Source organism: Pseudonocardia hispaniensis, from assembly GCF_042658695.1.
In the GTDB taxonomy this organism is placed as follows: Bacteria; Actinomycetota; Actinomycetes; order Mycobacteriales; family Pseudonocardiaceae; genus Pseudonocardia; species Pseudonocardia hispaniensis.
This window is the reverse complement of the sequence record NZ_JBHSQW010000009.1, coordinates 198769-221785: the sequence shown is the minus strand read 5'-3', so window position 1 is coordinate 221785 and position 23017 is coordinate 198769. Positions and strand designations below refer to the sequence as shown.

Below are 23017 nucleotides of genomic sequence, written 5' to 3'. Positions count from 1 at the left end.
ATGACGACGCCACGAACCGACTACGTCCAGTCCCTGGCCCGCGGGCTCGCCGTCATCCGCGCGTTCGACGCCGGGAACCCCGAACGGACCCTGTCCGAGGTCGCCCGCGCCACCGGCCTCACCCGAGCGGCGGCGCGGCGGTTCCTGCTCACCCTGGTCGCGCTCGGCTATGTGCGCACCGACGGCCGGTTGTTCGCGCTCACCCCGCGGGTGCTGGAGCTGGGCTACTCCTACCTGTCCAGCCTCACCCTGCCCGAGGTCGCCACGCCTCATCTGGAGGCGCTGTCGCGGACAGTGGGGGAGTCGGCGTCGATGTCGGTGCTCGACGACGGCGAGGTCGTCTACGTCGCACGGGTGCCGACAACGCGGATCATGAGCGTCGCCATCACGATCGGGACCCGGTTCCCCGCCTTCGCCACCTCGATGGGCCGGGTGCTGCTCGCCGCGCTGCCGCCCGCCCGCCTCGACGAGGTGCTCGCCGGGCTGGAGACCCGCCGGCTCACCGCGCACACGCTCACCGACGTGGCTGCCCTGCGCCGCGAGCTGGAGAAGGTCCGCGCCGCCGGGCACTGCCTCGTCGACCAGGAGCTCGAGCTGGGCCTGCGCTCACTCGCCGTCCCGGTGCGCGACCGCTCCGGCGCGGTGGCGGCGGCGGTGAACATCAGCACCCAGACCACCCGGGGCACGCCTGAGGAGCTGCTGCGCGACGTGCTGCCCGCGCTCGAGGCCTGCGCCGCCGCGATCGAAACCGACCTGCGCCCCACCTGACCCCGCGAGTCGGGGTATTTCCGAGCCCGAGTCGGGGTATTTCCGAGCCCGAGTCGGATGACCGGCCGCGACGCACACCCCTCTGTGCGCCGTGGCCGGCCCGCTGGTTGCTCAGCCCGTGGATCGCGCGAGGCGGGCCACCGCGACGGTCGTCACGATTCGCCGACCGACAGTTCGGCGTAGCGGACCGTGTCGAAGTCGGGTGGCGTCCCCGTCGGGCTGGCCAGCAGGTAGCGGCCCGGGGTGAGCGTCGCGGTCAGATAGCCCACCCCGTCCGGGACGGGCAGCGCACCGGAGAGGACATCCGCGACCTGATCGAACTGCACGCGACCCGCGGTCAGGTCATCGAGCGTCACGCTCTGTCCGTCCCGCACCCGAGCGAGCAGGAGCACGAAACCGGCGCTTTCCGGCGGGCCGGAGTTGGTGAACCGCGCCGCGACCGGGCCGGGCCGCAGCGCCGACGGAACCCCGCGAAGCTCGCCCCCGGCGCTCTCCACGTTCAGGGTCTGGAACCCGCAGCTTTCGTGCACCCAGCCGTTGACGGCGTTCGACGCGGCGAGGCCCGCCGGGTCCCCGATGTCGATCGGTTGCCCCTGTTTCGCCCCATCCACCTGGGCCTTCAGCACGACCAGGCTGTCGTTCAGCGAGTCGGGGGCGTTCTGTGCCACGACGGCGAGATGGGGTTCGACGGTTGCGGCGTAGGCCTGCATCTCCGGTGCCGACGGCCGCGGCCCGTCGGGGTTCAGGCCGGGTGGGTGGATCGCGTTGGCCGCCACCTGGGCGGTGCAGGCGGCCGCGGTGTCGCGAGCGGGAGAGGGCGCGGCGGCGGTCGGGCCCGCGGCCGTCGCGCAGCCGGCCAAGGCCATCGCGGCGGACACCACGGCGGCCCTGAGAACGAGGCGGTGATTCATGCCGAAAGCGTGATCGAACCGGCTCGTGTCGTCGTCCGTGTCAGCACCGGACGGTTGTTCCGTACTGGTACGGAGTGACCGTTGTGCCCGCTTCGCTCTACCGTGTGATGATGGTCTGGCCGAGGGCGAGCGCGCTGCTGGTCTGCGGTGGAGCCGCGGTCGTGGTCGTGGGGGGCGCGGCGCTGCTCGTGCGCTGGCCCGACACAGGGGTCATGGCGCCGGCGGTGACCGCCGCGGTGGTCATGCCGTCCGTGCTGCTGGGGCTGGTGCTCGCCCTGCGCAGGCCGCGCAACCGGGTGGCGCCGCTGCTCTGCCTGATCGGCGCGGTGCCGCTGCTGGTCGTCGGACTGGGCGATCTGCTCGCCGAGATCGTCGCCCGGCATCCCGACGCCCTGCTCGGGATCGACCCCATGGTGTTCCAGGGCAGTTGGATGTGGCTGTACGTGCCGCCGGCGCTGCTGATGCTCACCTTCCCGGACGGCCGGTTGCCGACCCCGCGCTGGCGGTGGGTGGTCGTCGGGTTGCTCGCGGTACCGGCACTGTTCACTGTCCTCGGCGCCCTGGACCCGGATCGGTATCCGATCACGGTGCTGCTCGGTATCGCCCTGTTGCCGATCTTCCTGGGCCTGCTCGTGGCCAGCGCGGCGGGCATGATCGTGCGCTACCGGCGCGGCGACACCGTCGTCCGGGCCCAGGTGAGGTGGTTGGCCCTCGGGGCCATGCTGCTGCCGATCACGCTGTTGCTGTGTTGGCTGTCCTACCTGCTGCTGGATGGACCCGACCTCGTCGTGGTGGGTCTCGTGCTCACCTACCTGGCGGTCCCCGTCGCGACCACGGTCGCCCTGCTGCGCCACAACCTCTACGACGTCGACAGGGCGTTCAGCACGACCGTCACCTACAGCCTGGTCAGCGCGGCGCTGCTGGCCGTGTTCAGCGTCGCGGCCATCCTCGGTGGGCTGTTGCTCGGCCGGGACTCGGCGGTCGCGGCGGCGGTCGCGACGGCGCTCGCGGCGCTGGTGCTCGCGCCGCTGCGCAGTCGGCTGCAGCGGCAGGTGGACCGGCGGCTCTACCCTCTCCGTCAGGCCGTGCTGTCGGCGGTCGCCGCGTTGCGCGAACGGATCGATGCCGGTCGAGCGCAGCCCGAGGAGCTGGAGGAGACGCTGCGCACGGTCTTGCGCGACCCGGGGCTGCGGGTCGGTTATGTGCTTCCCGGCGAGGACGACCTGGTCGACGGTCAGGGTCGCCCGGTGCCGGAACGGGACGCGGCGGTGGCGGTTCACCTCGGCGGAACCCGGGTCGGCGCGCTGTTGCCGAGCGGGAGCGGTGCATCCCGCGAGCTGCTGCGCGAGGTGGCCGCGGCGAGCGCCCTGCTGGTCGAGCTGATCCGGTCCCGTCTGGAGATCAACGCGGCGTTGCGGGAGGTCGCGCAGAGCCGGTCCCGGCTGTTGCAGGCCGGTTACCAGGAGCGCAAACGCCTCGAGCGCGACCTGCACGACGGGGCGCAGCAGCGGCTGGTGTCGCTCGGGATGGTGCTGCGCCTGGCCCAACGGCACCTCGCGGACGGGACCGTGGATATCGATGGCCTGCTCGACCAGGCCGTCGCCGAGCTCGGCACCGCGGTGGCCGAGCTGCGCGCGATCGCCCATGGGCTCCGTCCGGCCGACCTCGACAGCGGGCTCGGTCCGGCACTGAAGTCCCTGGTCACCGGGATACCGATCGCCGTTCACCTCGAGGTGTGTGCCCAGCCGATGCCCGATGACGTCGCCGCGACGGCCTACTACGTCGCCAGCGAGGCACTCGCCAATGTGGTCAAGCATGCCGAGGCGGAACGGATCGAGCTGCGCGTCGCTCACGAGGACGACCGGCTGCTGGTGTGCATCCGCGACGACGGGTGCGGCGGCGCCCGGCCGCGCCCCGGATCGGGGCTGTCCGGGCTGGTGGATCGGGTCGCCGCGGCAGGCGGCCGGCTTGCGGTCGCGGACGGGGTGCCGCGCGGGACCGTGGTGGAGGCGGTGTTGCCATGCGCACGGTGATCGCCGAGGACTCGACCCTGTTCCGGGAGGGACTGGCCCGCCTGCTGGAGGACGCCGGGTACGAGGTCGTGGCCAAGGCCGCCGACACCGACGCGCTGGTCGCCGCAGTACATCGGACGCGGCCCGACCTCGCCGTCGTCGACATCCATATGCCCCCGCATCACGGCGCCGACGGGGCCCGAGCCGCCCGCACCCTGCGCGAGGACCATCCCGAACTGGGGATCGTGCTGTTGTCCCAGCACATCGAGACCCACCACGCGGCCGACCTGATGACCCGCGGCGGGTTCGGGTACCTGCTCAAGGATCGCGTCTTGGACGTCGAGGAGTTCCTCGACGCGTTGCGCCGGGTGGCGGCGGGTGGGTCCGCCCTGGACCCGGAGGTGGTGTCGCAGCTGATCGGACACCGGCGGGTGCGCGATCCGCTGGAGTCGCTCACCCCGCGGGAGCGCGAGGTGCTCGCGCTGATGGCCGAGGGCCGGACGAATCGCGGCATCGCACGGCGACTCTGGCTCACCGAGCGCACCATCGAGACCCATGTCGCCAACATCATCGCCAAGCTCGGTCTGGCCGCCTCCGACGAGGACCACCGGCGGGTTCTCGCGGTCGTCGCCTACCTCGGCAGCCGCGGCGCGTGACGGACGGTGACGCGCAGGCCCGGCGATGTGACCGAACGGGTGCCGACCCGGCGCCGGCTCCCCGCTGCGCCGCGGACGCCGGAGACGGCCGGCGATGATCCGTACGGCGGCTGACGGGCCCACCCGGCTCCTGCGACTCGCGCACGGACATACCGCGACTCGCGCGCGGAGATCCCCCGACTCGCCCGCGGAGATCCCCCGACTCGCGCACGGAAAAACCGCGACTCGCGGGGGGGAAAGCGGGGGGGAAGAGGGCGGACGAGCCTACTGGGAGGCGGAGCAGGCAGGTAAGAATGGACGGAACATGACCACGGTTCGGCATCGCAAGGAGACTGCATGACGCCCCCTCAGCCACGAGTCGCGGTGATCGGGGCCGGTCCCTCCGGGCTCTACGCCGCCGCGGCGCTCCTCGCCTCCGGTCTCGACACCGGGATCAGTGTCGATGTGATCGACCGTCTTCCTGCTCCGTACGGCCTGGTCCGCTACGGCGTGGCGCCCGACCACGTGAAGATGAAGTCGGTCATCCGGGTGCTGCGCAAGCCGTTCGACCTGGCTGAGGTGAACTTTCTGGGCAACGTCCCGGTGGGCCGTGAGCCGGGCGTGCCGTTCGAGGTGCTGCACGAGCACTACCACGCGGTCGTGTACGCCACCGGCAGTTCGGTCGACCGCGCCCTCGGGGTCCCCGGCGAGCAGCTGGCAGCCAGCCTGGGCTCCGGCGCATTCGTCAGCTGGTACTGCGGACATCCCGACTTCGTCCGGCTCGACCCGCCGCTCGACCATCCGGGTGTCGCGGTCGTCGGGGCCGGCAACGTCGCGCTCGATGTCGCCAGGGTGCTGGCCAAGAGCCACGAGGAGATGGCTCCGACCGACATCCCCGACCCGGTGCTCGACGCGCTCCTCCACAGCCGCGTGCGCGACGTGCACGTGCTGATCCGGCGCGGCCCCCAGCACGTTCGGTTCACCCCCGCCGAACTCCGCCAGATCGGCGAGCTGGCCAATGCCGACGTCATCGTGCACGACGACGGGCTGTTCGCGGCCGGGGCGGTCGATATCGAGCAGATCCAGGAGCGCCGGCAGCGACAGAACCTCGAGATGCTCGCCGAATGGTCCGCGGCGGGTACCGCGGGGACCGGCAAGGCGCGACGGATCCACCTGCGGTTCCTGCGCAGCCCGGTGCGGTTGCACGGCGATGACGGCCGGGTGTCGTCGGTGGTCGTCGAGCGCAACGAGATCGTCGATGGCCGGGTGGTCGGCACCGGGGAGCACGAGACTCTCGACGTCGGCCTCGTCGTGCGCGCGATCGGCTACGCGGCCGAGCCGATCCCGGGTCTGCCCTTCGACGAGGCCTCCGGCACCGTGCCCAACGAGGGCGGGCGGGTGGTCAGCGACGGAGTCGTGGTCCCGGGCGTCTACGTCGCCGGGTGGATCAAGCGAGGGCCGACCGGGGTGATCGGCACGAACAAGGGCGACGCCGGCGAGACCGTCGAGGCGCTGCTCGCCGACCTGCCCACGTTGCCGGAGCCCAAGCAGCCCGATCGCGAGGCGCTGTTGGCGACCCTGGCCGAACACGGCGTGCGGCCCGTCGACTGGAACGGATGGCTGCGCCTGGACGCCGAGGAGATCCGCCTGGGCGGGGTGCGCGGCGGTGCCGAGCGGGTGAAGGTTGCCGAGCTCTCGGGGATGCTGGCGGCGTGCCGCCCCGCCGAGTAGCAGGGATCACGCGGGGTCGACGGAGATGACGGCGGGCAGGGTGCACAGCCGGGCCACGAATCGCTGTGCCTCGTCCGCCGTCATCGAGAGGGTGCAGCTCAGTGAGCCGTAGGCGACGCCCTCGCGCACCTCGACGGAGAAATCGCGGACCGGCAGGCCGCAGCTGTGGAGCATGTCCGCGACCTGCATGACGCCGGTCATGCCACCGGAGGTGACGATCTCGTGTCTGCGGTGGATCCGCGCGGCGATGTCGGGGAACGTTCGGGTCTCGGACAGGGTGCTCATGAGCAGGCTCCGGCGGGGTTCAGGGGAGACGGAACCCGAGCCAGGTCTCGGTGATCGAAGCGCCGCGAGACGGCGGCGAATGGCGCGCGGGCAGCCTGGCTCAGCCGGCGCGCGAGGGTACTACCTCTGCGCGCGGAGCGAGAAGCTCGACGATGCGCATGGACCGACCATAGCAACGGTGGCTGGTTCGCCGATACCCCGGCCCGGTGGGTGCCGCACCGGATGATCGCACGTTCTGGCCCGCACCTCAGGCGAACCGGGCGGTGGCGATCGTCTGGCCGGTGTCGTCGCTCAGCAGGATCTGCGCCGAGCGGAGGCTGCCGGTGTCCAGCTGGGTGGCGGTGCCCCAGCTGCCATGGCCGCTGTCCATCTGGAACATCCCGAGCGGGATCCATGAACCGTTGGCCGTGCGCAAGGTGCACGCCACCGACCCGCTCTGGTCGTCGACGCCGGTGTCGAAGGTCACCCAGATGAACGGCCGGGTGCCGCTGTAGGCGACCACGTCACCGACCTGATGCCCGTCGGCCATCAGCGGCGCCGTGCCGACCTCGGAGGCACCGTCGTGCTCCGTCGCACCCGGGACCGCGGACGGGGGTGCCGTCAGACGGCCTGCGGCGAACCCACCGAGGGCCAGCAGGACGGCGGTGGCCGCTGCGGCCAGCGGGATCCAGCGCGGCCGCCGCGGCGGAGGGCGGGGCAGCCCGGCCAGCACGCGCTGCTCGAATCCCACGGGTGGCTCGGCCTCCGGGACCAGCTCGAGCAGCCGGTCCCGGATGTCGGTGAGTTGCCCGACAGCCGATTGGCAGCAGACGCAGGCGTCGAGATGGTCCAGCACCGCGGCCCGTTCCTCCCCGGGCAGGACGCCGAGGGCGAACTCGGTGGCGAGCGAGCGGATTCGTCGGCAGTCGGTCTGCTCAGTCACGGTCGGCCTGCGCAGCGTCGAGCGCGGCATGCAGCTTGATCATTGCGCCTCGGATGCGCGACTTCGCGGTGCCGAGCGGAACGCCCTCACTCTCGGCGATCTCCCGGGCGGTCATGCCGTGGATTCCGGCGAGCACCACGGCACGGGCCTGTTCCACGGGTAGCCCGATCAGTGCGTCGCGCAGCTGAGCGCCGGCGTCGCGGGCGAGCGCGTGCCGCTCCGGCAGATCACTCGCCGAACCGATGAGCCCGAGCAGGTCCGCCGGGTCGACGGGGGTGGGGCGGCGGGTGCGGACGAGGTCCACGGCGAGGTTGTGCACGATCGAGGTCAGCCAGCCGCGTACCGAGCCGCGGCGCGGGTCGTAGAGTGCGGCCGAACGCCAGGCCCGCTCGAATCCCTGCTGGGCGACGTCCTCGGCCAACGCGTGATCGCCGACCACCGCGAGCGCCACCCCGAAGACGACTCGCTGGAAGCGACGCACGAACGCGAGTGCCAGCTCCGGGTCGCCCGCGCCGAGGCCGGCGAGCAGCAACTCGTCGGCGAGGCCGTCGGCGGAGGTGCGGTGGACCACACACATAGTTACGGGTCGGCACAGCTGTGGGTTCGGCCTGACCGCGCAGGAACCGGCAGCTAGCGATAACGATTTGATAACTGTCACGGACAAATAGGATGGGCCCGCCGGATCGATCCGGCGGGCCCACCCCAGCGGCTACTGCCAGCCCGTCAGTCGGTCGTCCCCTGCGGGCGCCCACCTTCGGGAACGCCCGCGAGCGCGGCCGACTCGTGCTCGACGGCACCCTCGCCGCCGCCGTCGTGGCGAGCCCTCTCGGCGGCTTCCTCCTCGGTCCGGGCCCGCTCCAGCGCCGCCGACTCCTCGACCGGGTCGGGGGTCAGCAGCGAGCCGGGAACCGGGGCACCCGCCGAACCCAGCTGGTTCATCCGCTTGGGCACCGGGGCGCCCTGGTACTCCAGCGGGATCGGGTGGCCGTGCGAGTCGGCACCGGCCAGCGGCTGGTGCACCTCGATGAACGCACCGTGGGGCAGCCGGCGGATAATGCCGGTCTCGACACCGTGCTCCAGGACCTCCCGGTCGTGACGCTGCAGGCCGAGGCAGATCCGGTAGGTCACCCAGTACGCGATCGGCGGGACGAGCAGCGCGCCGAGGCGCCCGGCCCAGGTGGTGGCGTTGAGCGAGACGTGGAAGAAGTAGGCGATCCAGTCGTTGATGCCGCTCAGCACGAGCCATCCGTAGAACGTGATGGCCATCACGCCCAGCGAGGTCCGGACCGGCGCGTCACGGGGGCGCTGCAGCAGGTTGTGCAACGCGTTGTCCTTGGTGAACTTGCGCTCGATCGCCGGGTAGATGGCGGCGAGGACGAACAGCACCGGAAGGAACGCGGCCGTGGCCAGGAACGGGGCCGGAATCGTGTAGTTGCCGAGGTAGAACTCCCACGGCGGGAAGATGCGCGCCATGCCCTCGGTGAACAGCACGTACCAGTCCGGCTGCGAACCGGCTGAGATCTGCGCCGCGTTGTAGGGGCCGAGATGCCAGATCGGGTTGATCTGGAAGATGCCGGCCATGATCCCGATGACACCCACGGTGACGGCGAAGAACGCGCCGCCCTTGGCCGCGAACGTCGGCAGGATCCGCACCCCGACCACGTTGTGCTCGGTGCGGCCGGGGCCGGGGAACTGGGTGTGCTTCTGGTACCAGACCAGCCCGACGTGCACGGCGATGAGCGCGAGCAGGATCCCGGGCAGCAGGAACACGTGCGCGATGTAGAACCGAGGGATGATCTCGGTGCCGGGGAACTCGCCGCCGAACAGCAGCCAGTGCGTCCAGGAGCCGACGACCGGGACGGTCAGGGTGATGCCGGACATGATCCGCAGGCCGGTGCCGGACAGCAGGTCGTCGGGCAGCGAGTAGCCGGTGAGGCCCTCGAAGAAGCCGAGCAGGACCAGCACCACGCCGATCATCCAGTTCGTCTCCCGCGGCTTGCGGAAGGCGCCGGTGAAGAAGGTGCGGAACATGTGGGCGACCATCGCGGCCATGAATAGCAGCGCCGCCCAGTGGTGAACCTGCCGCACGAACAGCCCGCCCCGGACCTCGAGGGAGATCTGCAGCGTGGTCTCGTACGCGCGGGACATGGTCACACCGCGCAGCAGGTCCAGCGGTCCGTCATAGACCACCTCGGCCATCGACGGATCGAAGAACAGCGCGAGGTACGTGCCCGACGCGAGCAGCACGATGAACGCATACAGCGCGATCTCGCCGAGCATGAACGACCAGTGCGTCGGGAAGACCTTGTTGAACTGCCTGCGCAGCCCGGCGGCCGGGTGGAACCGCTGGTCGATCTCGTCGAGCGCCGTCGTGACCTTGGCCGACGCGCCGCCGGGGGTGCCGGTGGGGGTGGTGATCGAACTCATGGTCTCCGCTCCCAGAAGGCCGGGCCGACGGCCTCGATGAAGTCACTGCGGGCGACGAAGTAGCCCTCATCGTTGACCGTGATGGGCAGTTGTGGCAGGGGCCGGGTCGCCGGGCCGAAGATCGGCTTGGCGTACTCGGTGGCCAGGAACTGTGACTGGTGGCACGGGCAGAGGATCCGGTTGTCCTGCGCCTGGTACAGCGAGGTCGGGCAGCCCAGGTGGGTGCAGATCTTGGAGAAGGCGTAGTAGTCGCCGTAGTTGAAGTCCTCCTGGCCGGGCCGCTTGACCACCGGCGTCCCGGGCCGCAGCCGGATGAGCATGACCGGGGCGTCGGAGGCACGCTGCGCGTGCAGCAGGGCCTCCTTGTCGCCGCGCTCGGACTCCCGGTACGGGAACACCGTCTGCATCGAGCCCGGCTCCATGTCCTCGGGCCGGATCCTGGCGATCTCGCCGAGCACCCCGGTGTCGGTGCGCAGATAGACCGTCTCGCCGGGCTTCGACTTCCAGCCGGTGATCCACAGCGGCGAGTCGTCGCCCTCCTTCCAGGGGTTGCGGACCAACGGGGCGATCGCGGCGATGCCCAGGCCGATGCCGAACAGCCCCGCTGCGGCACCCGCGGACCGCTTGATCAGCGTTCTGCGGCCGATCGTGGTGTCCTTGCCGGCCTGCACCAGCTGGGCCACCACGGTCTGGCGCGCCACCTCGTCCGAGGGGCCGTCGTGCCGCTGCTGCACCGAGACCTCGTCCGGGAAGAACTTCTTCACGTACGAGATGACGGCGATGCCCAGCGCCAGCACCGCGAAGCCGAAGGTGAACCCGATGACGGGCGTGTACAGGCTGTAGAGCGTGTGTCCCGGCTGGAACGGGCCGACGTACTCGTGGGGCCACCACAGGAACGCGACGATGAACGCCAGCCCGGACAGCGCCGACAGGGCGAACCACGCCGCGACCGTGCGTTCGGCGCGCTTCTCCGCCCTGGTGCCGGGGACCGGGAACTTGCGGGTGTTGTGGACGACCTCGACGTCGTCGAGCTCCGCGGCGAGGCGGGCGAGCTGCTCCGGCGACATGCCTTCGAGCTCCTGCCCAGCCGACTGGCCGGTTCCGGTGCCGGTTCCGTGCGAACGTCCCGTCGTCATGACTTCGCTCCCAGCCACATCGCGACGCCGACGAGCGCCGCCAGGCCCACGATGAACGCGATCAGGCCCTCGGATGTCGGACCGATGCCACCCAGCGGGTTACCGCCGGGGTTGTTGTTGCCGTTGGTGACGGACTTGATGAAGGCGATGATGTCCTCCTTCTCCGTCGGCGTGAGCTGGCGATCGGAGAACTTCGGCATGTTCTGCGGGCCGGTCAGCATCGCCGTGTAGATCTGTTCCTCGGTCACGCCGTCCAGCGTCGGGGCGTACTTGCCCGAGGACAGCGCGCCGCCGCGGCCGGTGAAGTTGTGGCAGGACGCGCAGTTGAGCCGGAACAGCTCGCCACCGCGCGCCGGGTCGGAACCGCGCAGCGCCTCACCGGTGGCCGCCGGTAGCTCCGGGCCGCCGCCGTGGGCCTGCACGAACGCGCCGAGCGCCACGAGGTTCTCCCGGCCCTCCGGGGTGTCCTGGTCGAACTCCGGCCGCGGGGGCTTGCGCAGGGCCTGGGCCTCCTGGCGGGCCAGCGGCATCCGACCGGTCGACACCTGGAAGTAGGTCGCGGCGTCACCGACACCGATCAGGCTGGGACCGCGGTCCGGCACTCCCTGCAGGTTCGCGCCGTGGCAGCTGATGCAGGCGGTGTTGTAGAGGTCCTGACCCTTGGCGATCAGCGCGGCGTCCGCCTGCGCGGTCGCGACCTGCGGCGTGGGGGTCAGGACCGTGTAGAGCCCGCCGACCGCCAACAGGCCGATGCCGAGGGCGAGCGCGGCGGTCAGCCTGCGCCGGAGCTTGCCGTGCGGCCGCCTGCCCCGGCGACCCCGGGGCGGCGGTGGTGTGGTGGTCTCGGTGGTCATCGTCGGCGTCTTCCAACCCTTGCGGTCGTGGCGATAGGTCCGTGCAGGTCGTGATCGAGGTCGTGCGGGTCCGGGCTAGCGAATGAAGTAGATGACGGCGAACAGGCCGATCCAGACCACGTCGACGAAGTGCCAGTAGTAGGACACGACGATGGCTGCGGTGGCCTGGGCCGGGGTGAACTTGCTGAGCTTGGTTCGGATGAGCAGGTAGACGAACGCGACCAGGCCGCCGGTGACGTGCAGCGCGTGGAAGCCGGTGGCCATGTAGAAGACCGTGCCGTACGCGCTGGACGAGATCGTCGTGGCGTGATCGGTGATCAGGACGCGGTACTCGTTCGCCTGGCCGACGACGAAGATCGTCCCCATCACCAGGGTGAGCAGATACCAGCGCCGTAGCCCGAACACGTCCCCGCGTTCGGCGGCGAACACGCCGAACTGGCAGGTGAACGAGGAGGCGACCAGCACGATCGTCACCACGAGGGCGTAGGGGACGTCGAGGTGGGTCGGCGGTGGTGGCCACTCGCCGACGTGCTGGGCCCGCGCGGTGAAGTAGATCGCGAACAGCCCGGCGAAGAACATCAGCTCGCTGGACAGCCAGACGATGGTGCCGATGCTGACCAGGTTCGGGCGGTTCAGCGAGTGGATCCGCGCACTGATGTTAGGAGCCGCTGTCGTCACGCGGGCATTATGACCCGGCCGAAACTTCTACAGCCTGTCGGGGCTGGGTCGAGGCCCCATCAACGCAACGGGCCGCCTCGCGCCCTAGTTCCCGCGCGCGGCCCCCGGCGGGTCGCTGACTACCATGACGCCCCGTGAGCAGCCCCGTGAGCAATTCCCTCGGCCACCTGGACCACCAGCCGTCGTGGACGGTCCTGGTGTTCAGTCACCGGCCCGAGGTACGTGAGGCAATCATCACAGCGATCGGCCGGCGGCCGGCTCCGGATCTGGGTCGGATCAGGTTCGTCGAGGTCAGCGGAATCGCCGAGGTGCTCGTGGCGTTCGACGCAGGCCAGGTCGATCTGGCGATCCTGGACGGGGAGGCGCAGCCGACCGGGGGGATGGGGCTGTCCCGGCAGCTCAAGAACGAGATCGCCGACTGCCCGCCGATCATCGTGTCGGTGCGCCGTCACGACGACCGCTGGCTCGCGACCTGGTCGCAGGCCGACGCCGTGCTGGTGCACCCCCTCGACCCGCTGACGGCCGCGGAGACGGTCGCCGACGTGCTGCGCCGCCTCCGCGAGGGCTCCGCGGACCTCGTCCTGCGCGGCGCGGGCGGGCATGGCTGACGCGGGGGAGCGGAGCTGGCCGAGGTTGCTCGGCCGGTTGATCGCGCGGCACGACCTCGACGCGGCCGACGCCGCGTGGGTGATGGACCGGGTGCTCTCGGCCGAGGCGACCCCCGCCCAGCTCGCCGGCTTCCTGGTGGCGCTGCGCATCAAGGGGGAGACGCCTGCCGAGATCGGCGGGCTGGCCGAGGCGATGCTGCGGCACGCCCGTCGGGTCACGATCCAGGGCCGCGCCGTCGACGTCGTGGGCACCGGAGGGGACCAGGCGCATACGGTCAACATCTCGACGATGTCGGCGATCGTCGTGGCGGCCGCCGGGGTGCCGGTCGTCAAACATGGCAACCGCGCGGCCTCGTCGAAATGCGGGGCGGCCGATCTGCTGGAGGAGATCGGGGTCGCGATCGATCTGCCGCCCGACGGGGTCGCGGCCTGCGTCGCCGAGGTCGGCATCGGGTTCTGCTTCGCGCCGGTGTTCCATCCGGCGATGCGGCATACCGCCGGGGTGCGCCGCGAGCTCGGTCTCCCCACCGCGATGAACGTGCTGGGCCCGCTCACCAACCCGGCCCAGCCGTCCGCGGCCCTGGTGGGCTGCGCCGATGCGCGGCTGGCCCCGGTGCTGGCCGAGGTGTTCGCGGCCCGCGGCGCCTCGGTGCTGGTGGTGCGCGGGGACGACGGTCTCGACGAGCTGACCACCACGACGACCACGACCGTGTGGGTGGCCGGTGAGGGCGAGGTGCGCACCGAGACCGTCGACCCCGCCGCGCTGGGGATGCCGCTGGCCGAGCGGGAGGATCTGCGCGGCGGTGACCCGGCGGCGAACGCCGCGGTCTGCCGGGCGGTACTGGCCGGACGCGGCGGGCCGGTGCGCGAGGCCGTGCTGCTCAACGCCGCGGGCGCGCTGGTGGCGGCCGACGGCCCGGTCGCAGACCTGGCCGACGCGTTGGGTACGGCCCGGGTGCGGGCCGCCGAGGCGATCGACTCGGGCGCGGCCGCCGCACTGCTGACCCGCTGGTCCGAGGCGTCGACCCGGCTGCGGGGCTGAGCCCCGGCCGCCGCATCCGCCGGTCAGTCGAGGCCGACGGAGAAGGTGGCCTCGGTGTCGGCCCGGGAGTAGGAGCGGAAGGCGATGTGGGTGTCGGTCCGCTGCACACCCTCGATCTTGCTGAGCCGTCCGGCGATGACGTCGGCCAACTGGTCGTGCTCGGCGACCTTCACCACCGCGATGAGATCGACGTCGCCGGCGCACGAGTAGACCTCGCTGACCCCTTCGAGATCCGCGATGGCCTGGGCGGTCTCGGGGATCTGGTCGGTGGCGGTATGCACCAGGACGATCGCGGTGATCAACGTCTCTCCTCCTCGGGTGGTGGCTCGCGGGTGGGACCGCGCGCCGTCGCAGGCTAGTCAAGCACCGTCGCCCCGGGGTCACGGACGGGTCGGGGGCGCGCCCGCACCACCCACGCGCCCCACGCCGCGGCCCCGCGGGCGGGCTCGGCCCAGTTCGGCTCGGTGTGTACCAGCCGCGTTCCGCCGGTGGTCAGCCAGCGGTAGACCAGTCGCACCTCCTCGGCCGGCGCGCCGCGCAGCGGACCGGAACCGGGAATGATCACCTGGGCTCCCTGCCGCAGCGCGTCGACGACCGGCATCGGTGGGGTGCCGCGGCGCGCGACGTCGGCACCGGCGAGCCTGCCGTAGCGGATCGTCGCGAGCTCCCAGCCGCCCTGGCCATCCGGCCGAGCGCCGACGACCTCGGGCAGTGCGGCGAGCGTCCCGAGCCGCTGGGTGCGTTCGAGGGCCACGATCAGGCCGGCGAGCCGGTCGCGCCGCCGCGCCGCGGACTCGTACCGCCGTCGATCGGCCAGCGCCGCGACCTCGGCCGCCAGCGCGTGCAGCGCGGCGTCGTCGCGACCCTCGACGAGCCGGCGCAGCGCCTCGACCGCGACCGCGTAGTGCTCGGCCGGTTGGTGCCCGGCGCAGGGGGCCCGGCAGCGGCCGAGTTCGAACAGGACGCAGGGGGTGCCCGCCGGGGCGCGGGCCGGAATGCGCTGGGTGCAGTGCCGCAGCGGAACGGCGTCGAGCAGCGCCTCGACGGCCTCGGCGGCCGCCCGCCGGGAGCCGAACGGGCCGAGCGCGCCGTCGCGTCCGGTGGTGACGACCGACAGCCGCGGGAACGTCTCGAGCGTCGGAACCACCCACCAGCCGCGGTCGGGGTGCCGGGACCGGCGGTTGTAGCGCGGCCGGTGCGCGGCCAGCAGCCGCAGCTCGCGCACCCCGGCCTCCAGGGCGTGCGCGCAGACCACCGTGTCGACCCGCTCGGCGAGTTCCACCATCTCGCGGATCCGGCGGCGGCGCTCACTCGCGGTGAAGTAGCTGCGGACCCGGCGGCGCAGGTCACCGCTCGTGCCGACGTAGAGGACCTCGGCGCCGGGCCCGCGGAACAGGTACACCCCCGCCGCCGACGGGAGGTGCTCGGCGAGCCTGCGCTGCTGACGCATGCGCTGGGTCGGCCGATGGGCCGACGCGTCGCGGGCCAGCGCCAGCAGTTCCTCGAGGCTCTGCACACCGAGGTTGCCGATGCGTTCCAGCAGGTGGTGGAGCACCTCGACGGTGGCCCGGGCGTCGGCGAGCGCGCGATGGACCGGCCGGGTCCGCGTCCCGAACAGCTGGGCCAGCGCACCCAGCCGCACGCTCGGGGCCTCGGCGCGGGTGAGGACCGCGCGGGCCAGCCGCGCGGTGCACAGCGTCGGCGGGCGCGGCCAGCGGTAGCCGTGGCGGTCGCAGGCGGCGCGCAGGAACCCGGTGTCGAACCCGGCGTTGTGCGCGACCAGGACCGCCCCGGAGAGAAACTCCAGCAGCGACGGCAGCACCTGGGGCAGTGGCGGGGCGGTGCGCAGCATCGCGGTCGTGATCCCGGTGAGGGCGACGATGTTCGGTGGGACGGTCGTGGCCGGATCGATCAGGGTGGCCAGCTCACCCATCCGCTCCCCGCCGCGGACCTTCACCGCGCCGATCTCGGTGATCGCGTCGCGGTCTGCGCTGCCGCCGGTGGTCTCCAGGTCCACCACAACGAACGTGACCTCCCGCAGCGGCGTGCCCAGCTCGTCGAACGAGAGCTGGGGGGCGGCGGGAAGCACGCCCGCGACGCTATCCACACCCCCCGACGTCCCCGCGAGTCGCGGTATTTCCGTGCGCGAGTCGGGGTATTTCCGTGATCGTGTCGCGGACCGGACGCGCCTCGACGCGGTGCGGAGGATCGCTGTGGCGGGGACCGCCGACTCGGCGGTCGCCCCATTCGGGTCAGCGCAGTTAGCCTGATGCGATGTACCCCGACGCGTCCCCGTCGCCCGAGAGTGGTGACGCGTCGTCTCCGCCCGAACCCGGCGAGGCTCCCGCCCCGGACGATGCGGACGCAGCGCGAGGCGCCGGACCGGGGTCCCGCGGCCCCGACTGGGATCGGCTGCCGGATCCGGTCCGCGGCAGGCTCGCGGAGGTGGCCGCCGTCGCGGTCGGTGGCATGCCGCTCTCCAGCGTCCCGGTTCCGTTGCGCAGACTCGCCCAGTTCACCCCGGCCAAACGCGCCCGACTCGGTGCCGGGCTGCTGCTCGCCGAGCTCGGCGCCTCCACCGCCTTCCGCGCCGCCGTGCTCGCGTGGTGGGCCGAGCACCGACCGGGCGAGCTGGACGTGCACTGTGCGGAGGCGCTGACGGCGGCCGCCGCCGCGGTGCTGTCCGGAGTGCCGGAGACCGACCGGATGCTCGCGGCGGCCGCGCGCCGCGGTGAGGTCGCTGAGCTGCGCGCCGAGCGGGACGCGGCGCTGGCCCGCGTCGACAAGCTGACCGCAGAGTTGGAGCGGCTGCGCGCGGAGCTCGCCGACGCCCGCGAGCAGGCCCGCTGCGCCGACCAGCAGCGCGACGCCGAGTTCGGGCAGCTGCGTCGTCGGGTCAGCGAGCAGGGCGGAAAGCTGAGGGCCGCTCTCGATGCCCGGGCCGCCGCCGAAGCGGCGGTCGAGCAACTGCGCAGCAGCGCTCGTGCCGAGCTGGCCCAGGCGCTGGCGGCGCGCGACCGGGAACGTGCTCGCGCGGAGGAGGAACGCAGGCGAGCGACCCGCGCCACCAGGGAGATCGCCGCCGCCCGCCAAGCCGCCCGCGAGGCCAGGCAGGCGGACGAGGTGCGTCTCGGCCTGCTCATCGACACGCTCTCCGGCGCGGTGACCGGGCTGCGCCGCGAGCTCGCCCTCGGCGGGGGTGGCCCGCGTCCCGGGGACCTGGTGGCCGGGGCGCACGGCCGGCGGGCGGGTGCCCCGGTCGACGATCGTGCCGCGCTCGACGCGTTGCTCGCGCTGCCGGCCACGCACCTTGTCGTCGACGGTTACAACGTCAGCAAGACCGGCTATCCGGAGCTGCCGCTGGCCGACCAGCGCACCCGGTTGGTGCGCCAGCTCGGTGCCCTCGCGGCCCGTACCGGCGTCGAGATCACCGTCGTCTTCGACGGGGCGGGCGTGGTGACGGCCCCGACCCGCGGCTCGCGCGGGGTACGGGTGTTGTTCAGCGACGCCGGGGTGCTCGCCGATGACGTGATCCGCTCGTTGGTCGCCGCCGAGCCCGAGGGCAGGCCGGTGCTGGTCGCCACCTCGGACCGCGCCGTTGCGGAGTCGGTGCGCAGGCGGGGGGCGCACGCGCTCGCCTCGGCCGTGCTGCTGGACCGGTTGCGGGGCTGATCGCGGGTCCGACGTCGATCGGGCGGGGATCTCGGCCAGGTGGGCGGGCACCCGCTGGATGTCAACTGTCGGTGCCGGGTCGTAGCGTCCGCCGCGTTGGGATGCCCGACCCGTCGAGGAGCTCGTCAATGATCATCGACTGCGAACGCTGTGAGGTCAGTGGGGTCGCCTGCGACGACTGTGTCGTCGGCGTTCTGCTCGGCACACCCGAACCGCGGATGGCCGACGGCGAGGTGCCGTCCGGCGCTTCGGTCATACAGCTCGACGCACCGGAGTGCCGTGCACTCGATGTCCTGGCCGCGCAGGGAATGGTGCCGCGGTTGCGATTGGTGGCCCCTCCGCTGCGACGAGTGACATCCGGTCGCGGCGGACGTTCTCAAGATCGTGACGTTGGGTAACGAAACGCCGTTCTGGAATGCGGTAAGGGTACGAAGGGTGAACGTGCGGGCTGCCGCCGCTCCCTCCGGACCGGAATATGCGGTGCTGGACGCCCTTTCGGTGTCTTCGTAATCTCCTCGAGATCTTGCGGAGAGTCGGCCATTCAGCCGGAGTGGCGACGCAGGGTCACCGTACGTCCGGCCCATCGGTGCTCGAAGCGCCCGCGGGTCGAGTTGCGGTGCGAGGAAGGAGACACGTCCAGCGTGCTGCCCCCTCGGCGCGGTGAAGACGGAGGAAGCGGCATCCGGCGCAGTGGGCGACGGACCGGTCGCGCGGCCCTGTTGAGTGTGCCCCTGGGCGTCGCAGCGGCCTTGGTCATCGGAGTGAGCGTCACCCCCGCGGTCGCGCAGCCCGATCCGCCGCCGACCGCATCCGAGGCGCGCGACCAGCTCGATCAGGCTCAGCATGAGGCGGAGGCGCTCACCGAGCAGTGGCACGCCGCCACCGACACGTTCACCGCCAGCCAGGCTGCGGCCGACGCGGCGCGTGCCGCGATCGAGCCGACCCGAGCGGCCGCCGCACAGGCCCAGGCTGCCGAGGACGAGTTTCGTCAGCAGATCGACGTCGTCGCGCTGTCGACGTTCGACAGCGGCCGGCTCGACCAGTTCAACGCGCTGCTCCTGAGCAACTCGCCGCAGCAGTATCTCGACCAGATGTCGGCCCTGGAGTCCCTCTCGGCCGACCACAAGGCTCAGCTCGACGCGCTGCTCGCCAAGGTCGAGGCGACGCGCCGCGCGCAGGTCGACGCCGACGACGCGGTCGCCCGGGCCCAGGAGGCCGCGGACGCGGCTCGCCGGGCCGCCGACGACATCGAGGCTCGCCGGCGCGCCGCCGAGAGCCGTATCGCCGAGGTCGAGCGACTGCTCGCACGGCTCAGCCCACAGCAACGGGCCGACCGAAACGGTCCCGACGTCGGCGCGCCGTCCGGCTCGTTCAGCGGCACCGGGGTCGGCGTGCGCGCGCTCCAGGCGGCCGCGACCAAGCTGGGCAGGCCCTACCAGTGGGGTGCGAACGGCCCGAACACCTTCGACTGCTCAGGGCTCACGTCGTGGGCGTTCGCCCAGGCCGGTGTGACCCTGCCTCGATCCAGTAGCGCACAGGCCACGGTGGGCAGAGCCGTCTCGTGGAACGACCTGCAACCCGGCGACCTGGTCTTCTACTACACCCCCGCCAGCCACGTCGGCATCTACGCCGGCGACGGCAAAATGATCAATGCCCCGCAGTCGGGTGACGTGGTGAGGTACCAGACCGTCTCGCGCAGCGCGTTCAGCGGTGCACGGCGCCTGTAATCCGATCGCTGCGGGTGTGGCGGGCGTCCGGTCCGTTCCCGATACCCGATACCGTCCTGCTCGTGCCCCGCACGCTGCTCGTCACGAACGACTTTCCGCCCCGCGCCGGCGGGATCCAGAACTACCTGCAGGCTCTCGCCGACCGGCTCCCGGCAGGCGAGCTCGTCGTCTACGCACCGACGTGGCCCGGGGCCGCCTCGTTCGACGCCACCCGCGGCTATCCGGTGTACCGGCACCCCACCTCCCTGATGCTCCCCGTTCCGGCGGTCGCGCGGCGCGCGGCGCGGATCGCTCGCGAGCACGGTGCCACGACCGTCTGGTTCGGGGCCGCGGCGCCATTGGCGCTGCTCGGGCCGGTGCTGCGTCGCCGCGCCCGGATCGAGCGCATCGTCGCCAGCACGCACGGCCACGAGGTGGGCTGGTCGATGCTGCCGGGGGCGCGGCAGGCGCTCCGGCGGATCGGCCGTGAGACCGACCTTCTCACCGTCATCTCCCAGTACACCCGCAGGCGCGTCGCGTCCGCGTTCGGGCCGCAGGCGGCGCTGGAACACCTGCCGCCGGGGATCGACGCCGCGCGGTTCCGGCCGGATCCCGCCGCCCGGCAGGAGCTGCGCGCCCGTTACCGGCTCGGCGACGGTCCGGTGGTCGCGTGCGTGTCCCGGCTGGTGGCTCGCAAGGGCCAGGACATGCTGATCCGGGCGCTGCCCGAGATTCGCCGCCGGGTCCCGGGCGCCCGCCTGCTGATCGTGGGCTCGGGACCGGACGCCGCACGACTGCGCACGCTCGCCGCCCAGAACGACGTCGCCGGTGCGGTCGTGTTCACCGGTGCTGTGCCGGCCGACGAGCTCGCGGCGCACCAGGGGGTCGCCGACGTCTTCGCGCTGCCGTGCCGGACCCGCGGTGGTGGGCTCGACGTCGAGGGCCTTGGCATCGCGCTGCTGGAGGCGTCGGCCTGCGGGGTGCCGGTGGTGGCGGGCAACTCCGGCGGGGCCCCCGAGACGGTGCTGGAGGGACGCACCGGGCATGTCGTGGACGGCCGGGACCTCGATGCGCTCATCGGCGCCGTGGTAGGCCTGCTCGCGGACCCTGTCCGGGCCCGCGCGATGGGGGCGGCGGGTCGCGCGTGGATGCTGCGTGACTGGGCGTGGCCGGCCCGCGTGCGCCGGCTGCGCGGGCTGCTGGACGGTGCCGCGGTGCCGGCCGACTGAACGTCAGGCGTTCTGGTTGACCGTGGCGTAGATGGCGGCGATGTCGGCTGCGTACTGTTTGGCGACGACGTGACGTTTGACCTTGAGCGTCGGGGTCAGCTCGCCGCCGGCCTCGGTGAAGTCGCCGGGCAGGATCCGGAACTTGCGGATCTGCTCGGCTCGCGACACGGCCAGATTGGCCTCCTCGACGGCTGCCGCGATCTCCTCGCGCAGCTGCGGGTCGTCGAGCAGGTCGGCGACGGTCGTGCCCGCGGGCTTGCCGTTCCGGTCCAGCCACGCCGGTAGCACCTCGGCGTCGACCGTCACCAGCGCGGCGATGAACGGCTGCCCGTCGCCCACGACCATGCACTGGCTGACCAGCGGATGAGCCCGCAGCCGGTCCTCGAGGACGGCGGGGGCGACGTTCTTGCCGCCCGCCGTCACGAGGAGCTCCTTCTTGCGCCCGGTGATCGTCAGGAAGCCGTCGTCGTCGAGTGCACCGAGGTCTCCGGTGTGGAACCAGCCATCGACGATCGCGTCGGCGGTGGCATCGGGGTTGCGCCAGTAACGGCGGAACACGATGTCGCCGGACACGAGGATCTCACCGTCGTCGGAGATCCGGACGGCGTGCCCGGGGATCGGACGACCGACGGTACCGATGCGCTGAGCGGCCTCGGTGTTGACCGTGATCCCGGCGGCGGTCTCGGTGAGGCCGTACCCCTCGAAGATCGGCAGTCCGATGCCGCGGAAGAAGTGGCCGAGCCGTTCCCCCAGCGGCGCGCTGCCCGATACGGAGGCGACGACCTTGCCGCCGACCGCGGCCCGCAGCTTGCTGTACACCAGCTTGTCGAACAGGGCGTGCTTGACGCGCAGCCCCAGCCCGGCCCCACCGGTGTCGCGGGCCTGGCTCCAGGCGATGGCGGTGTCGGCCGCCGCGTCGAAGATCTTCCCCTTGCCCTCGCCGTGGGCCTTCTGCCGGGCGCTGTTGTAGACCTTCTCGAACACCCGGGGAACGGCGAGCAGGAACTGCGGCCGGAACGTGGCGAGATCGGCGAGCAGGTGGGAGGTGTCGGGGGTGTGTCCGATCTGGCATCGAGTGGCGATCGCTCCACACTGGATCACCTTGCCGAAGACGTGGGCCAGCGGCAGGAACAGCAGCACCGAGCCGTTCTCGTTGAGCAGCCCCGGGAACAGCGTGCTGACCGTCTTGACCTCGGTGACGAGGTTGCGATGGGTCAGCTCGACGCCCTTGGCCCTGCCCGTGGTGCCCGAGGTGTAGATCAGGGTGGCCAGGTCGTCGACCGTGACGGCGCGGTGGCGCGCGTGCACCGCGTCGTCGGTGACGTCGGAGCCGAGGGCGACCAGTTGCGCCACCGCGTTCGGGGTGTCCGGCGCGGAGCTGGGCGGATCGATCTGCCAGATGTGCTTCAGCGTGTCGATGGAGCCCATGACGCTCTCGACCAGGGCGCGGTGCTTGTCCGACTCGACGATGATCGCCGTGGCCTCGGAGTTCGAGAGGATCCAGGAGATCTGCTCGGCCGAGGAGGTCTCGTAGATCGGCAGGGTGGCCGCACCGGCGGAGAGGATCGCGTAGTCCATCAGCGTCCACTCGTAACGGGTGCGGGACAGCAGGGCGACCCGGTCCCCCTTGTCGATCCCGGCCGCGATGAGACCGCGTGCGACCCCGGTGACCTCGGCGGCGAAGCGGGCCGCCGTGACATCCGTCCAGCTGTCTCCTTCGCGGCGGCGGATCAGAACGCTGTCGGGGTGGCGCTGCGCGTGGTCGAAGATCGGATCGACCAGATTCTCCTCCGCACCGACGTGGACCGTTGCTGGCACGCTGTACTCACGCACTGTCTCGACCTCCTGGCCGGCGCCGACAGGTTCCTGTCGATCGAATCTATCGCGCGTTCGTGTGGCGTGCATCGTCGGTTTGGGCTGGTTTCCGCCGGTATCCAGGGGTGGGAGAGGCTGGACGCGTGCCGTCGGTGGATGTGGTGGACGAGACGTTTCTCGCGGTGCCGCGCGCCCGGGTGGCGGCGGAGCTCGGCGATCCGGCGTGCTGGCCGCGGCTGTGGCCCGATCTTCGGCTCGAGGTCGTCACCGACCGGGGTGAGCAGGGCGTGCGCTGGACGGTGGGGGGCGCGCTGGTCGGGAGCATGGAGGTCTGGCTGGAGGAGGTCCTCGACGGGACCGTCCTGCACTACTACCTGCGTGCCGACGCGACCGACCGGCAGGGCAGGCCGGCCCCGCAGCCGCGGCGCAGGGCCGCGGCGGAGTCGCGGCGGCGGCAGCGGGCCGCCAAGGCGATCGCGTTCGCGCTCAAGGATCGTCTCGAGTCGGGGCGGGCGCCGGGCGAGCCGCCGACCGTCGCGTGAATGTCGCGACTCGGTCGCACGAATACCGCGACTCGCGCACGGAA

21 protein-coding genes are annotated in these 23017 nt (G+C 72.1%); 10 read left to right on the top strand and 11 right to left on the bottom strand.

The genetic code is table 11. The features are described from left to right. On the top strand, positions 1–768 hold the full coding sequence (locus ACFQE5_RS04245; RefSeq protein WP_379582966.1) for an IclR family transcriptional regulator domain-containing protein: 768 nt from the start codon (positions 1–3) through the stop codon (positions 766–768). 152 nt (positions 769–920) lie between these two features. Here ACFQE5_RS04245 and ACFQE5_RS04240 read toward each other — a convergent pair whose 3' ends face one another. Continuing rightward, complete coding sequence (locus tag ACFQE5_RS04240; RefSeq protein WP_379582964.1) at positions 921–1679, bottom strand: hypothetical protein; 759 nt, start codon at positions 1677–1679, stop codon at positions 921–923. 110 nt (positions 1680–1789) lie between these two features. On the opposite strand from ACFQE5_RS04240, the gene ACFQE5_RS04235 reads away from it, so the two are divergent. The 3 genes from ACFQE5_RS04235 (at position 1790) to ACFQE5_RS04225 (ending at position 6057) form a co-directional block, all read left to right on the top strand. After that, complete coding sequence (locus ACFQE5_RS04235; protein ID WP_379582962.1) at positions 1790–3712, top strand: sensor histidine kinase; 1923 nt, start codon at positions 1790–1792, stop codon at positions 3710–3712. Next, a complete protein-coding gene (locus tag ACFQE5_RS04230) occupies positions 3700–4347 on the top strand; it encodes a response regulator transcription factor (protein ID WP_379582960.1) in 648 nt (215 codons plus the stop codon). Before ACFQE5_RS04235 ends, ACFQE5_RS04230 begins: the two co-directional genes overlap by 13 nt. Positions 4348–4683: 336 nt before the next feature. Next, the gene (locus ACFQE5_RS04225; protein WP_379582958.1) at positions 4684–6057 is read left to right on the top strand and encodes an FAD-dependent oxidoreductase; all 1374 of its coding nucleotides are present in this window, start codon (positions 4684–4686) and stop codon (positions 6055–6057) included. 6 nt (positions 6058–6063) lie between these two features. Here the strand turns inward: ACFQE5_RS04225 and ACFQE5_RS04220 are convergent, their stop codons facing one another. The 7 genes from ACFQE5_RS04220 to ctaE all read right to left on the bottom strand — a co-directional run bounded on the left by ACFQE5_RS04220 (position 6064) and on the right by ctaE (position 12359). Beyond that, positions 6064–6342: a hypothetical protein gene (locus ACFQE5_RS04220; protein WP_379582956.1), complete on the bottom strand. Its 279-nt coding sequence runs from the start codon at positions 6340–6342 to the stop codon at positions 6064–6066. A gap of 247 nt (positions 6343–6589) precedes the next feature. Next, a complete protein-coding gene (locus ACFQE5_RS04215; RefSeq protein ID WP_379582954.1) occupies positions 6590–7264 on the bottom strand; it encodes a zf-HC2 domain-containing protein in 675 nt (224 codons plus the stop codon). Next, on the bottom strand, positions 7257–7835 hold the full coding sequence (locus ACFQE5_RS04210; RefSeq protein WP_379582951.1) for an RNA polymerase sigma factor: 579 nt from the start codon (positions 7833–7835) through the stop codon (positions 7257–7259). The genes ACFQE5_RS04215 and ACFQE5_RS04210 overlap by 8 nt, the downstream gene beginning before the upstream one ends. 152 nt (positions 7836–7987) lie before the next feature. Continuing rightward, on the bottom strand, positions 7988–9691 hold the full coding sequence (gene qcrB / locus ACFQE5_RS04205; protein ID WP_379582949.1) for a cytochrome bc1 complex cytochrome b subunit: 1704 nt from the start codon (positions 9689–9691) through the stop codon (positions 7988–7990). Further along, positions 9688–10827, bottom strand: coding sequence for a cytochrome bc1 complex Rieske iron-sulfur subunit (qcrA, locus tag ACFQE5_RS04200; RefSeq protein ID WP_379582947.1), 1140 nt, complete (start codon positions 10825–10827; stop codon positions 9688–9690). The genes qcrB and qcrA overlap by 4 nt, the downstream gene beginning before the upstream one ends. Further along, positions 10824–11681, bottom strand: a complete 858-nt coding sequence (qcrC, locus tag ACFQE5_RS04195) for a cytochrome bc1 complex diheme cytochrome c subunit (RefSeq protein WP_379582945.1) — start codon at positions 11679–11681, stop codon at positions 10824–10826. Before qcrC ends, qcrA begins: the two co-directional genes overlap by 4 nt. A 75-nt stretch (positions 11682–11756) precedes the next feature. Beyond that, positions 11757–12359 (bottom strand): aa3-type cytochrome oxidase subunit III, encoded by a 603-nt coding sequence (gene ctaE / locus ACFQE5_RS04190; RefSeq protein WP_449301262.1) that lies wholly within the window; start codon positions 12357–12359, stop codon positions 11757–11759. Between the two features lie 134 nt (positions 12360–12493). Here ctaE and ACFQE5_RS04185 point away from each other — a divergent pair, with 134 nt between their 5' ends. Next, a complete protein-coding gene (locus tag ACFQE5_RS04185) occupies positions 12494–12967 on the top strand; it encodes a hypothetical protein (RefSeq protein WP_379582943.1) in 474 nt (157 codons plus the stop codon). Beyond that, entirely contained in the window at positions 12960–14009 is a 1050-nt protein-coding gene (gene trpD / locus ACFQE5_RS04180; protein WP_379582941.1) for an anthranilate phosphoribosyltransferase, read from the top strand. Before ACFQE5_RS04185 ends, trpD begins: the two co-directional genes overlap by 8 nt. 23 nt (positions 14010–14032) lie before the next feature. Here the strand turns inward: trpD and ACFQE5_RS04175 are convergent, their stop codons facing one another. Then, positions 14033–14311, bottom strand: a complete 279-nt coding sequence (locus ACFQE5_RS04175) for an Lrp/AsnC family transcriptional regulator (protein ID WP_379582939.1) — start codon at positions 14309–14311, stop codon at positions 14033–14035. Positions 14312–14364: 53 nt separating this feature from the next. Continuing rightward, the gene (locus tag ACFQE5_RS04170) at positions 14365–16098 is read right to left on the bottom strand and encodes a DEDD exonuclease domain-containing protein (protein ID WP_379582937.1); all 1734 of its coding nucleotides are present in this window, start codon (positions 16096–16098) and stop codon (positions 14365–14367) included. A gap of 185 nt (positions 16099–16283) precedes the next feature. On the opposite strand from ACFQE5_RS04170, the gene ACFQE5_RS04165 reads away from it, so the two are divergent. From ACFQE5_RS04165 to ACFQE5_RS04155, 3 genes are all read left to right on the top strand, one after another. Then, positions 16284–17681: an NYN domain-containing protein gene (locus ACFQE5_RS04165; RefSeq protein ID WP_379582935.1), complete on the top strand. Its 1398-nt coding sequence runs from the start codon at positions 16284–16286 to the stop codon at positions 17679–17681. A 761-nt stretch (positions 17682–18442) separates the two neighbouring features. After that, positions 18443–19408, top strand: coding sequence for an NlpC/P60 family protein (locus ACFQE5_RS04160; RefSeq protein WP_379582933.1), 966 nt, complete (start codon positions 18443–18445; stop codon positions 19406–19408). 62 nt (positions 19409–19470) lie between these two features. After that, positions 19471–20616: a glycosyltransferase family 4 protein gene (locus tag ACFQE5_RS04155; protein ID WP_379582931.1), complete on the top strand. Its 1146-nt coding sequence runs from the start codon at positions 19471–19473 to the stop codon at positions 20614–20616. Between the two features lie 3 nt (positions 20617–20619). Here ACFQE5_RS04155 and ACFQE5_RS04150 read toward each other — a convergent pair whose 3' ends face one another. After that, complete coding sequence (locus tag ACFQE5_RS04150) at positions 20620–22449, bottom strand: AMP-dependent synthetase/ligase (RefSeq protein WP_379582929.1); 1830 nt, start codon at positions 22447–22449, stop codon at positions 20620–20622. Positions 22450–22574: 125 nt separating this feature from the next. Between ACFQE5_RS04150 and ACFQE5_RS04145 the strand changes: the two genes are divergently transcribed. Then, positions 22575–22973, top strand: a complete 399-nt coding sequence (locus tag ACFQE5_RS04145; RefSeq protein ID WP_379582927.1) for a polyketide cyclase / dehydrase and lipid transport — start codon at positions 22575–22577, stop codon at positions 22971–22973. Positions 22974–23017: the final 44 nt, after the last annotated feature.